This is a genomic window from Achromobacter seleniivolatilans, assembly GCF_030864005.1.
GTDB lineage: Bacteria > Pseudomonadota > Gammaproteobacteria > Burkholderiales > Burkholderiaceae_B > Achromobacter > Achromobacter seleniivolatilans.
In genome coordinates this window covers 3,767,986-3,779,986 of the sequence record NZ_CP132976.1, presented here as the reverse complement: position 1 = coordinate 3,779,986, position 12,001 = coordinate 3,767,986, and the positions used below count along the sequence as shown (strand labels likewise).

The 12,001-nt window shown below is 61.2% G+C and carries 13 protein-coding genes; 6 read left to right on the top strand and 7 right to left on the bottom strand.

The features are described 5' to 3' along the window. Window positions 1-373: 373 nt before the first annotated feature. Window positions 374-1,879 (top strand): DEAD/DEAH box helicase, encoded by a 1,506-nt coding sequence (locus RAS12_RS17025; RefSeq protein ID WP_306937364.1) that lies wholly within the window; start codon window positions 374-376, stop codon window positions 1,877-1,879. Between the two features lie 113 nt (window positions 1,880-1,992). Here RAS12_RS17025 and RAS12_RS17020 read toward each other — a convergent pair whose 3' ends face one another. Further along, window positions 1,993-2,376, bottom strand: a complete 384-nt coding sequence (locus tag RAS12_RS17020; protein ID WP_306937363.1) for a thioredoxin family protein — start codon at window positions 2,374-2,376, stop codon at window positions 1,993-1,995. 63 nt (window positions 2,377-2,439) lie between these two features. On the opposite strand from RAS12_RS17020, the gene RAS12_RS17015 reads away from it, so the two are divergent. The 3 genes from RAS12_RS17015 to RAS12_RS17005 all read left to right on the top strand — a co-directional run bounded on the left by RAS12_RS17015 (window position 2,440) and on the right by RAS12_RS17005 (window position 5,117). Continuing rightward, window positions 2,440-3,249: an EI24 domain-containing protein gene (locus RAS12_RS17015; RefSeq protein WP_306937361.1), complete on the top strand. Its 810-nt coding sequence runs from the start codon at window positions 2,440-2,442 to the stop codon at window positions 3,247-3,249. 34 nt (window positions 3,250-3,283) lie between these two features. Further along, window positions 3,284-4,099 carry a competence/damage-inducible protein A gene (locus RAS12_RS17010; protein ID WP_306937360.1) on the top strand — a complete coding sequence of 272 codons (816 nt, stop codon included), beginning with the start codon at window positions 3,284-3,286 and terminating at the stop codon, window positions 4,097-4,099. Window positions 4,100-4,253: 154 nt separating this feature from the next. Next, a complete protein-coding gene (locus RAS12_RS17005; RefSeq protein WP_306937359.1) occupies window positions 4,254-5,117 on the top strand; it encodes an IclR family transcriptional regulator in 864 nt (287 codons plus the stop codon). 96 nt (window positions 5,118-5,213) lie between these two features. Here the strand turns inward: RAS12_RS17005 and RAS12_RS17000 are convergent, their stop codons facing one another. Then, on the bottom strand, window positions 5,214-6,191 hold the full coding sequence (locus tag RAS12_RS17000; RefSeq protein WP_306937358.1) for a tripartite tricarboxylate transporter substrate binding protein BugD: 978 nt from the start codon (window positions 6,189-6,191) through the stop codon (window positions 5,214-5,216). A gap of 382 nt (window positions 6,192-6,573) precedes the next feature. Between RAS12_RS17000 and phaP the strand changes: the two genes are divergently transcribed. Continuing rightward, window positions 6,574-7,152 (top strand): TIGR01841 family phasin, encoded by a 579-nt coding sequence (gene phaP, locus RAS12_RS16995; protein WP_306937357.1) that lies wholly within the window; start codon window positions 6,574-6,576, stop codon window positions 7,150-7,152. A gap of 123 nt (window positions 7,153-7,275) precedes the next feature. Here phaP and RAS12_RS16990 read toward each other — a convergent pair whose 3' ends face one another. The 5 genes from RAS12_RS16990 to RAS12_RS16970 form a co-directional block, all read right to left on the bottom strand. Beyond that, window positions 7,276-8,319, bottom strand: coding sequence for a quinone-dependent dihydroorotate dehydrogenase (locus RAS12_RS16990; protein ID WP_306937356.1), 1,044 nt, complete (start codon window positions 8,317-8,319; stop codon window positions 7,276-7,278). A 75-nt stretch (window positions 8,320-8,394) separates the two neighbouring features. Next, a complete protein-coding gene (locus RAS12_RS16985; RefSeq protein ID WP_306937355.1) occupies window positions 8,395-9,132 on the bottom strand; it encodes an arginyltransferase in 738 nt (245 codons plus the stop codon). 41 nt (window positions 9,133-9,173) lie between these two features. After that, window positions 9,174-9,947, bottom strand: coding sequence for a leucyl/phenylalanyl-tRNA--protein transferase (gene aat / locus RAS12_RS16980; RefSeq protein ID WP_306937354.1), 774 nt, complete (start codon window positions 9,945-9,947; stop codon window positions 9,174-9,176). Further along, window positions 9,944-10,525 carry an NUDIX hydrolase gene (locus RAS12_RS16975; RefSeq protein WP_306937353.1) on the bottom strand — a complete coding sequence of 194 codons (582 nt, stop codon included), beginning with the start codon at window positions 10,523-10,525 and terminating at the stop codon, window positions 9,944-9,946. The genes aat and RAS12_RS16975 overlap by 4 nt, the downstream gene beginning before the upstream one ends. Window positions 10,526-10,535: 10 nt before the next feature. Then, complete coding sequence (locus RAS12_RS16970) at window positions 10,536-11,468, bottom strand: LysR family transcriptional regulator (protein WP_306937352.1); 933 nt, start codon at window positions 11,466-11,468, stop codon at window positions 10,536-10,538. 130 nt (window positions 11,469-11,598) lie between these two features. On the opposite strand from RAS12_RS16970, the gene RAS12_RS16965 reads away from it, so the two are divergent. After that, window positions 11,599-12,000 carry a DoxX family protein gene (locus tag RAS12_RS16965; protein ID WP_306937350.1) on the top strand — a complete coding sequence of 134 codons (402 nt, stop codon included), beginning with the start codon at window positions 11,599-11,601 and terminating at the stop codon, window positions 11,998-12,000. Window position 12,001 lies beyond the last annotated feature (1 nt).

Here is a 12,001-nt window from a genome sequence, read left to right as displayed (position 1 = left end):
CTCGATCATAAATAGTCCGCCAGGTGGACGCTCTGAGTAGGCGTGGGGGGCGCATGTGCGCTACCTCCGGGGACTCTCGTACCCCCTAAGTACACATCGATTGACCGTGTGGTATGGCGGCTGAGCTAAAATTAGGTTATCCACAGCAATCCGGGCCTGGTACTGCCCTCATAAGTATCGAATCCAGAATGCGCCGACTGGCCTGCAAGGCAGGGTGCGGATTGGCCGCGAAATCCTTAGCGATTCGCGGCAGTTTGCGTGCCGTCGCGATGCGATCACGCGTATTCAGATTGCCTCGATGCGTATGTAGTGCAGTGCATGTAGCACTCTCGTTTTGTTCTTTTTCACTGGTCCCGGTATCTGCCAAACCCTGATGACTGAATCCAATCAATCCGTAGCACCCGCCGCCGACGCGCCCGCGCCGACGTTCACCGATTTTGGACTGCACCCCCTGCTGTTGCAGTCTATCGCCGAAACCGGCTACACCGTTCCGACGCCCATTCAGGCGCAAGCCATCCCTGTCGTGGTGGCGGGGCGCGACGTCATGGGCGCGGCTCAGACCGGCACGGGCAAGACGGCGGCATTCACGTTGCCGATCTTGCACCGCCTGATGGCGCTGGCCAACACCAGCGCATCGCCTGCCCGGCATCCGGTGCGCGCATTGATCCTGACGCCCACGCGTGAACTCGCAGATCAGGTGTTTGAGAGCGTCAAGCGCTACAGCAAGCAGACGCCGCTGCGTTCCGCCGTGGTGTTTGGCGGTGTGGATATCGGCCCTCAGAAAGAAGCGCTGCGCCGCGGTTGTGAAATCTTGGTCGCAACCCCTGGCCGCTTGCTGGATCACGTTGAACAAAAGAATGTGAATCTGAGCCAGGTCGGCATTCTGGTGCTGGACGAAGCGGACCGCATGCTGGATATGGGCTTTCTACCCGATCTGGAACGCATCATTCGTCTGTTGCCCGCGCAACGCCAGGGTCTGTTGTTCTCGGCCACGTTCAGCAACGAGATCCGCAAGCTCGGCCGCTCGTACCTGAACCAGCCAGTTGAAATCGAAGTTGCGGCACGCAATGCCACCGCCACCACGATTACGCAGATCGCCTACAAAATGCCGAGCGACGCCAAGCGCGCTGCCGTTGTGCATCTGGTGAAGTCGCGCGGCTTGAAGCAGGTCATCGTGTTCTCGAACACCAAGATCGGCACGGCTCGTCTGGCTCGTGAGCTGGAACGCGATGGCGTCAAGGCCGAATCGATCCACGGCGACAAAACCCAGGCTGACCGCATGAAGGCGCTGGAAGCCTTCAAGGCCGGTGAACTGGAAGTGCTGGTGGCCACCGATGTGGCCGCGCGCGGTCTGGATGTGGCTGGCGTGCCTTGCGTTATCAACTACGACCTGCCGTACAACGCCGAAGACTACGTGCACCGCATTGGCCGTACCGGCCGCGCGGGCGCATCGGGCGAGGCCATTGCCCTGTTCACGCCTGATGAAGAGCGCTTCCTGCTCGACATCGAAAAACTGATCAAGTGCGAAGTGCCGCGTGGCACGCTCGATTTGCCCGCTGACCTGGTCGCGCGCAGCACGCATCGCCGCAGCGAAGAACGCAGTGGCAGCAGTTCGTCGCCGCGTGAAAGCCGTGAGGGCCGTGACAGCAGCCGCGAAGGGCGCGACTCCCGTGGTGACCGCGGCCGCTCGTCGGATCGCCGCTCGGGCTACACGTCCAGCGGCCCGCGCCAGCCCGTCGATGATTTCTTCCTGAAGCCTTACGAGCCTTCGGCGTCTGCCTTGGCAGCCGAAGAGCAGGCGCCCGTCTCGACCGGTAATGCGTCATCGACGCCGAAGCGTCAGGTCGCTGTGTTGCTGGGCGGCAGCCGCAAGCCCTGAAAAGCAGCGGGTCCGCAGGTAGCGCGATTCGAGCGCTTTCTGCCCATGCAGTAAATTGAAAAACCCGCAATGCCAAGCTGGCCGTGCGGGTTTTTGTTTGGAAGCGGAGAGTGTCAGGCGGCTAGCAAGCGCGGCAGATCGGGTAAGGGGGTCGCGACCGCAGCGCTGGTTTCATCCACGCTTTCCAGCAGCCGTTCCAGGTGGCCGATGTGCGGCAACATAGGCCCGTAGAACACGACGCGTGAACCAATCTGAACCAGGAGCGTGGGGAAATTCTCGACGTCTTCGTCACCCAGCAACTCTGCGTGGTCCTCGATGTCGATCCAGGCGAACACGTGCTGGGGCAGGGCCGCTGCCAGCGCTTCCAGCTTAGGCTTGTATTGCTCGCAGGTGTCGCACCATGCCGCGCAGAAACAGGCTACCAGCCAAGGGCTGGGCGATGAACTCAGCCGCGCCCGCAGGGCGGCAAGGTCGGGTCCGGGTACCAGTAGAGACATGTGAGCAGATCAGGGCGTGTTTGACTATCATACCCGGGATGCCCACCCCTTATTTCTGCCCCAATGAACGCTTTGCGCACTGATTCCGCCACGCCGCCCAACGGACATGCCTCTGGCGCTGGAGCCGGCGCGGTCAGCGTGGGCCAGGCGTTCAAACGCGCCCTGGTGTCCCAATGCCATCCGACCATGCTGTTCGCGGTGCTGCTGCCATTTCTGATCGCCTTGGTCGGTGCCTTCCTGTTGCTGTGGTTGTTCTGGACGCCGTTGACTGACTGGTTGCGTGCAGAGGTCTCGCACTGGGATTTCGTGAACCGCATGGATGAATGGCTGGTTGCGGTGGGATTGTTCTCACTCAAAATCTACCTGATCCCCGTCATCGCCGCGGCCATCCTGCTGCCCGTTTCAGGCATTCTGGGATTGGCGATCGCAGCCGTCTTCGTGATGCCGCTGGTGCTGCGCCATGTTGGCCAGCGCGAATATGCCAGCGTGGGCCGCCGGGGCAAGTTTTCCACCGCCGTCAGTGTATGGAATGCCGTGTGGGTGTCCGCCGCGTTTGCGGTGGGCTGGCTGTTGACCCTGCCGTTATGGCTGGTGCCGCCCATGGCTATCGTGCTGTCGATCTTCTGGTGGGCCTTTGCTTTCTCGCGCATGATGCGCGTGGACGCCATCGTTGAACACGCCAGTCCCGCCGAGCGCAAACTGATTCTGGAGCGCAACAACGGTGGTTTCTGGACGATTGGTTTGATCTGTTCGCTATTGAACCTGTTGCCGCCCGCCTGGATTATCCTGCCGGTGTTCTCGGCGCTGGTCTATGCGCATTACGGACTGGAAGCGCTAAAGCGCTTGCGCCAGGAACGCGTCATTGACGTCTGACCGGCGTCTTCTCTCTTACCCTCTGGAATTGGACATGGCCGCAGAATCCGCCGCCCGCCGCATCGGCCTCATCATCGTTGGTGATGAAATCCTGTCGGGGCGCCGTCAGGACAAACATTTCTCCAAAGTCGTCGAGCTCTTGAGCGCGCGCGGCATGCAACTGAGTTGGGCCGAATTTCTGCCTGATGACCGCGACAGGCTGGCGGCGGCTTATCAGCGCAGCTTCGCCACCGGCGATGTGGTGTTTTCTTGTGGCGGCATCGGCGGCACGCCGGACGACCACACGCGTCAGGCTGCCGCTGCCGCCTTGGGTTTGCCGCTGGCTTTGCACCCCGAGGCCGAAACCGCCATTGCTCTGCGCACCGCCGAGATGGCTGCCAAGGGGCAGGGCACAGCCGACATGAGCGCCCCCGAGAACCAGCAACGTTTGCAGATGGGCGTGTTTCCAGAGGGTTGCGAGATTGTTCCGAACCCCTATAACCGCATTCCTGGTTTCTTCATCCGCGACCACACTTTCGTGCCCGGCTTTCCGGTAATGGCGTGGCCGATGTTGGAATGGACCCTGGATACTCGCTATCGTGCGCTGCAACATGTGCGCGCGCATGTGGAGCATTCCTTCCTGGTTTTCAGCATGCCGGAATCGCGCATCACACCGGCCATGGTCAGCGTGGAAACGCGTTGGCCCGACGTGCGCGCCTTCAGTTTGCCTAGCGTGGGCGAAGCCGGCGGCACCCCGCATATCGAGCTGGGCGTCAAGGGTGAACCGGCCGCAGCCGCAGAGGCGCTGGAGTTTTTGCGCGCCGAGGTGCTGCGCTTGGGCGGAAAACTGGCGCCGCCTGCCGCAACCTGACCGCCGACCTCAATAAACGGGTCCCGACCCCGTTTATTGAGGAAATACCGATTGCCAAACGGCCCGGTAAATTTCACAATACGGGAAAGAACTGTTTGCTGCGTTGCCGCAAGGCCGGTTTCTTTCGGCGTTGCGGCGCGAGCCCAATCCCCCTATGCCCCGTCTTACGCCCCCCCGCAATCCTTTGGACGCTGAAACAGAAGGCGCGTTACCCCATCCCATCGCCATTCAGGTCATCGACCGCGCAATGCGGCTGCTTGACGCCTTGGCTGCGCAACAAGAGCCGGTAACGCTCAAAGAACTGTCCGCGACCACCGGCCTGCATGCTTCTACCGCGCATCGCATCTTGAATGATCTGGTGGTAGGCCGTTATGTCGAGCGTGTCGATAACGGTCTTTACCAGTTGGGCATGCGTTTGCTGGAACTGGGTTCGCTCGTCAAGGGGCGTCTGAATGTACGTGAGGCCGCCATTTCGGCGATGCGATCGCTGCATAAGCTCACGGGTCAAACCATCAATCTGTCGGTCCAGCAAGGCGACGAGATCGTCTATATCGACCGCGCCTGGAGCGAGCGCTCAGGTATGCAGGTGGTGCGCGCGATCGGCGGCCGCGCGCCTTTGCATCTGACCTCCACGGGCAAGCTCTTCCTGTCCACCGGCGATACGCGTCAGGTCCGCGCCTATGCCTTGCGCACCGGCCTTGCTGGCCACACGCGCAACAGCCTGACGGATCTGGATCGCCTGGAACGTGAATTGGCGCTGGTGCGCCGCCACGGTTATGCGCGCGACAATGAAGAGCTGGAGCTGGGTGTGCGCTGCATTGCAGCTGGCATTTTCGACGATACCGGCAAGTTGGTCGCCGGCCTGTCGATCTCGGCCCCGGCTGAACGCTTGCAAGACGACTGGATCAAAGCATTGGTCGATACGGCCGCCAGTATTTCGGAAGCTTTAGGTTACGAACCATCGGTCTCGCCAGGTTTCAATGGGTTAGGGATGGCGGCGGAAGCTTTGCGTAGCTGAACGGCAGGCGCAAAAAAAGCCCCCGACGGGGCTTTTGGAAGCAGGGCGGGCGGTAGCCGCCCCTGACAACAGCGCCCCCTCGGGGGCGCTTTCTCATTACTGCTGTTCGACGCCAGCCTTCTTGAACAGCTCGGCCCACTGCGGCACTTGCTGCTTGACCTTGGCTTCCAGCCCTTGCGGGTTGGCTTCGGCAGTCAGGACGGTGGCGCCCAGTTGCTTCATGCGTTCCTGGAACTTCGGGTCAGCCAGGCCAGCCTGCAAGCTCTTGACGAGTTTGTCTACAACGGGCTTGGGCGTGCCCTTCGGCACCCACATGCCGTGCCAGATACCCACTTCAAAACCCTTGTAGCCGGATTCATCCATGGTGGGCAGCTTGGGCAGCGTGGGCACGCGCTGCAGGCTGGTAACGGCATAGGCCTTGACCTTGCCGCTTTCGATCTGCTGGGTGGTATTGGTGGTCTGGTCGCACATCAGATCCACCTGCTTGCCCAGCAGGTCATTCATGGCGGGCGCCGTTCCCTTGTAGGGAATCGTCAACAGCTGCACGCCCAGCGCTTCCACCAGCATGGTGCCGCACAGATGGCTGGCGGCGCCGATTCCGGCGTTGGCCAGCGACACCTTGTCCTTATTCTGTTTGACGTACTCCGCCAACTCCTTGATGTTGTTGGGCGGGAAGTCCGAGCGCGCAATGATGGTCATGGGCACGTCGACCACCAGGCCGATGGGCTCAAAGCTCTTGTACGGGTCGTATCCGGGATTCTTATACAGCGACGGAGCGGTGGAGAAGCCAGCGTGCATCAGCAGGACGGAATAGCCGTCCGGCTGGGCGCGAGCTACCTGGGTGGTACCGATGGTGCCACCGGCGCCGCCCTTGTTTTCGACCACGACCGTCTGGCCCAGAGTTTGCCGCATGGCTTCCGCTAGAGAGCGGGCGACGTTGTCCGTCGGGCCGCCAGCGGCGAACGGGACCACCATATTGATGGGGCGTTCCGGATAGTCCGCTTGAGCAGCGCCTGCTGCCAGCATGGCGCTGGCGGCGAGCAGGACCGAAAGCGTGCGGGGAATAAGGGTCATAAAGTCTCCAATTGCAGGGTTTTGCTTGCTGCGATTTTTTATTAACGGATGACTTGTCGTTAGTCGTTGTCTGTCATCAGCCTGAAAGCAGTTTAGAAAAGAATTGATACGCCGTCATGTCCGGTATTTCCCGAAGCAGTGCAAATTCTTGTGCAAGATCAAAGCCTGGGAACGTCATGCACCGATAAAGTGCAAATAGTTGTTGCGTTGCACAAAAACTGCTTGACAAGGATTTTCCCCGGTCTAGAATGTGAATTGTGCAGTGCATCAAACGGGCCGGCGGTAGCTTGTAGTACCAGTTTCCGCGCACGTTTCTATAGTTCGTCGCAGACAACCATCCTTACTTGCCGGATATACCGGCTACCCATAAAGGAGCAATTCTATGAGCGCAATTCCGCAACAAGTCCTGGACCGTCAGAAGGCCAGCATCAATACTTTCGTGGCAGCCCAATCCGCTGTCTTCGCTGGCTTCGAAAAGCTGGTTGAACTGAATCTGAAGGTCGTGCGCGCCACTCTGGACGAAGTCGCCCAGAAGTCGCAACTGGCCTCCGAAGTGAAAGACCCGCAAGAAGCTGCAGCGTTTGCCTCTGGCTTGCTGCAACCGGGCGCCGAAAAGGCCATGGCTTATACCAAGCACGTGTATGACATCGTTGCTGGCGTGCAAGGCAGCCTGGTCAAGCTGACCGAAGAACAGATCGCCGAAAGCCAGCAACAGCTGAGCGAAGCCGTCGATCATTTCTCGAAGAATGCTCCGGCCGGCTCCGAAAGCGCCGTTGCCCTGATCAAGTCCTCGCTGGCCACCGCGACCAGCGCCTACGATTCGGTCAGCAAGGCTGCCAAGCAGGCTGCTGAAGTCGCCGAGTCGAACCTGAATGCCGCCGCCAACGCGACCTTCAAGGCTGCAACGGATGCCGCCGATGCCGCTACCAAGGTTGCTAGCCGCAGCCGTCGCACCGCCTAAGTATTTGGCGCGCGATGCTGCGCAAATCGCAGTAATGTAGTACTGTTGAGAGACAGAGCAGAGCTGGAATTAGGGCCACCCATCGGGTGGCCCCTTTTTTTGCCTGTATTCAGAGGCAGTCGCCTAGCGTTGCGCCACGGCGCGCACGCACTCGCCAACCAGGGCGGGGCCGCGATAGATCAGGCCTGTGTATAACTGAACGGCATCAGCGCCCGCGGCCATTTTTTCCCGGGCCTGCTGACCCGACAGCACGCCGCCCACGCCGATGATGGCCAGGCTATTGCCCAACTGTTCCTTCAGGCGGCGAATCACCGCCAGCGACAACTCATGCACGGGTGCGCCAGACAGGCCGCCGGCTTCTTCCGCATGGGCCTGGCCCGCGACTGCATCGCGTGACAGCGTGGTGTTCGTGGCAATAACGCCGTCGATGCCATGGCGCGGCAAGGTGTCCGCAATGGCGTCGATCTGGTCCTGCGTCAAGTCGGGAGCAATCTTTACCGCCATGGGCACACGGCGCTGATACTGGTCTTCCAGCGCCCGGCGCTTGTCGGCCAGTTGCGCCAGCAGAGCCGACAATTCGTCGCCGCTTTGCAGCGCTCGCAGATTCTTGGTGTTGGGCGACGAGATATTGACCGTCACGTAGTCCGCATGGGGATACACGCCTTCCAGGCCGATCAGGTAGTCGTCGGCTGCGCGCTCAATGGGCGTATCCGCGTTCTTGCCGATGTTCAGGCCCAGGATGCCGCCTTGCTTGCGCCACTGGCTGCGCTGCACATTGGCCAGGAAAGCCTCCAGGCCTTGATTGTTGAAACCCAGCCGGTTGATCAGCGCATTGGCGCGTGGCAGGCGGAACATGCGCGGCTTGGGATTCCCGGGTTGCGCGCGTGGCGTGACGGTACCCACTTCAATGAAACCAAATCCCAGATTACCCAGCGCGTCGATATACGCGCCATTTTTGTCCAGGCCCGCCGCCAGCCCGATCGGGTTGGCCATCTGCATGCCCATCAGGGTGCAGGGCGCCTTGGGCTGCGCGTGCATGAGCTTGCGCGTAGCCCCGCATTCATAGGCGCGTTGCAAGCCCGACAGCGTAACTTCGTGGGCGGTTTCCGCATCCATGGCGAACAACGCCGGGCGGGCCAGGGGATAGGCGTGGAAGAGGATAGACATGGGGCAGAATTGTAGAGCGAATTCTGTCCGCTCTGCGCCGCCTTGGCGCGCCGCTGACGCTTGCGGCGATGGAAATCAGGGGGACGGAAGGTCTGCCTGATCGCGCCATTCGCCATCAAACAGGAACTGGGCCGGGTGAAAGCTGGACTTATAGGCCATCTTGCGGCTGTCAGCGATCCAATAGCCCAGGTACAGCCACGGCAGGTTCAGCGTGCGGCACTGTTCGATCTGCCACAGGATGCTGTAGGTGCCCAGGCTGCCTTCGATGTCGGGATCATAGAAGGTATAGACGGACGACAGGCCATCGTCCAGCACGTCGATGATAGACACCATCATCAGCGCCCCGTCGGCGTCGCGGAATTCAACCAGGCGCGTGTTGACACGGCTGGTCAGCAGAAATTGCGCATATTGCGTGCGGCTGTCTTCGTCCATGCCGCCGCCAGGGTGCCGGCCTTGCTGATAGCGCGTGTAGAGACGGTAATGTTCGGGCGACCAAGCCAACTCCGCCACAAAGGACTGCAAATTGCGGTGATCCCGCCACGCCCGGCGTTGGCTGCGGTTGGGCGCGAACTCTTGTGTGCCTACTCGTACGGGAACGCAGGCCTGGCAGGAATCGCAGTGGGGACGGTATGTGAATAGCCCGCTACGCCGAAAACCCTGCTCGACCAACTGGGAATACGTCCCCGCGTTGATCAGGTGTCCAGGCGCAGCGACCTGCGACCGGGCTTGGCGGCCCGGCAGGTAGCTGCACGGGTAGGGCGCGGTGGCATAGAACTGCAGCGTGGAGAAGGGAAGTTCTTTGAGCTTGCTCATCTGAAGTCGCGCGTCATGACGGTCGGGCCGTGACGGGGTGTCTACATATTAACGCCGAAGTTGGCGTCAAATGCGGCATCGGGTAACAGGCGGCCCGCGCTATCGAGTCTGCCGCGCGCCCATGGAATACCGGGCTGTGCCGTCGTCTGGCGCACATGCTGCAAGAAGCGCGCCCTGGAAATCGGACGCGCGCCCAGGCTGGCCAAATGATGGGTCTGCTGCTGGCAATCGATGCGTTCTACGCCTTGGGCGGCCAAGTAGCGCACCAGATAGGCCAGCGCGATCTTGGACGCGTTTGGCACTCGTGTGAACATCGATTCGCCAAAAAACATGCGTCCCAGGCTGATGCCGTACAGCCCGCCAGCCAGTTCGCCGTCGATCCAGGTTTCTATGCTGTGGACATAACCCGCCTGATGCCAAGCGGCATAGGCCTGCTGCATCGCGGTCGTAATCCAGGTGCCAGGTTGCCCGTCACGGGGCGCCGCGCAATGAGCCATTACCTGCGAGAAAACGGTATCGACCCGGACCTGTACGCGTGGGGTCGCATCGATCTCCTGGCTTGCGATCTGACGCAACAATTTACGCAGGGAATGAGACGGTGCAAAATCCTTGATGGCCAGCACCATGCGGGGGTCGGGGCTCCACCACAACACCGGCTCGCCCTCGGAATACCAAGGGAAGATGCCGCTGGAATAGGCCTGAATCAGGCGTTCCGGGGACAGATCAGCGCCCGCCGCAAGCAGGCCATCGGGTTCCGTCAGCGCAAATTCCGCGGGCGGAAACGGGGTGTCGACGGCAAGCCAGGGCAGCTTCAACGGTGGGATTCTAGGGTGTAGTGATGGGGACCGAAGACGCCTTGTTTGCGGTCTTCGAAGTAATGGCGCAAGGTCGTTGCCACGGTGCGAAACGCCAGGTTGTCCCAGGGGATATCGGCTTCGTCGTACCAGCGGGCCTCCAGGCTTTCGGGGCCGGGGTCCAGCTCCGGGCCGGTGGCCTGCGCCAGATAGAACACGTGCACCTGGTCGATCTGGGGCAGATCAATGATGGTGTAGAGCTCGCCCAACTGGATGCGGGCGCCGGATTCCTCCAGCGTTTCGCGCGCCGCGCCTTGCGCGGTGCTTTCACCCAGCTCCATGAAGCCCGCCGGCAGCGTCCAGGTGTTGTAACGGGGTTCGATCGCGCGCAAGCAGAGCAGTACGCGGTTTTCCCAGACCGGTACCGTGCCCACTACCAATCGCGGATTCTGATAGTGGATAGCGCCGCAGTGATCACAGATATCGCGCTCACGGTTGTCGCCTTCCGGTACGCGCCGATTGACGGGTGTGCCGCATTGGCTGCAGAAAAGCGATCGGCGGGGCGCGGGGAAGTATTCGATGGACGGTTTGGCGGTCATGGGTACGATTCTAACGGCTGCGGCGGGGACTGGCTTGCCGGCCGGGTTGGGCCGGGGCAGGGCTGCCGAAACGATCCTCCAGGTGTTCGACGAAAGATCGCACTTTGGGCGACAGGAAGCGCCGGTGCGGATAGATCGCATACATGGAGATGGGGGTATGGGCATAGTCGGCCAGCAGCGTGATCAGCCGGCCGGCGCGGATGTCGTCGCCTACTAAAAATTCGGGTTGCAAGATAATGCCGTGCCCGGCCAGCGAGGCGGTGCGCAGCACGTCGCCATTGTTGGCCCGCAATGCCGCGTTCACACGTACCAGGTGTGTCACGCCGTCTTTTTCGAAGTGCCATTCGTTGCCGGTGCTTGCATAGGCATAGTGCAGGCAGCGGTGCTGCTTCAGGTCATCAGGCGTGAGCGGCGTGCCGTGCTGCTTCAAATAGGCGGGGGCCGCGCAGACCAGCAACTGCTGGGGCGCTAGCGGCCGGGCCACCAGTGACGAGTCCAGCAGCGGCCCGATGCGAACCGCGACGTCGTAGCCGTCTTCCACCAAATCCACCACCCGGTCATTCAAATCCAGGTCTATGACGACATCGGGATAACGTTGCAGGTATTCGGCAATGGCGGGACCCAGATGCAAGATGCCAAACGATACCGGCGCACTGACGCGTAGCCGGCCGCTGGGGCGCTGGCCTTCTGCTTGTAGCGACAATTCCAGATCGGCCACTTCGGCCAGAATTGGGCGAACGCGCTCATAAAAGGCGCGTCCCGCGTCCGTCATGCTGAGTTTGCGCGTGGTGCGGTTCAGCAGCCGTACGCCGTACTTCTGCTCCAGATACGCGATTTGCCGTGTCACCACGGAACGGGCCTGGCCCATTTTGTCGGCCGCCGCCGCGAATGAGCCCAGTTCCACGACCTTGGCGTAGGTCTGCATAGCGGTATGGGTGTCCAAGATTGTTTCCTATCGAGGAACAATAATTTGCAATTCTGCATGTTTATCTTTGTTTTTGGAATCGCAAGAATAGCGTCCATGCAGAATCTTCCCGTCCTGGGCGATTCCCGTACCGCTCTAGGAGAGTGCAATGATTGATAACCGTACCGCGCCTTATGCTGCGCTGTTGCTCCGCGTGGCCCTTGGCGTCATGTTCCTGGCCCACGGCTTGACCAAGCTGCTTGTGTTCACGCTGCCGGGCACCGCGCAGTTCTTTGCCAAGATTGGTTTTGCGGGTTGGCTGGCATATCCCGTGACGTTTTTCGAAGTCGGCGCAGGCGTGCTGCTGATCCTGGGCATTGTGCCGCGTTGGGTTGCCGCCATTGCGGTCGTGCAACTGTTCGTGGCGTCGACCGTTCACTTCGGCAACGGCTGGGGCTTTGGCAACACCGGCGGCGGCTGGGAATATCCCATCTTCCTGACCGTGGCGGCCGCAGTGCTGGCTTTGCTGGGCGACGGCAAGTTCGCGCTGGTCAAGAGCGGCCGCGCCTGAG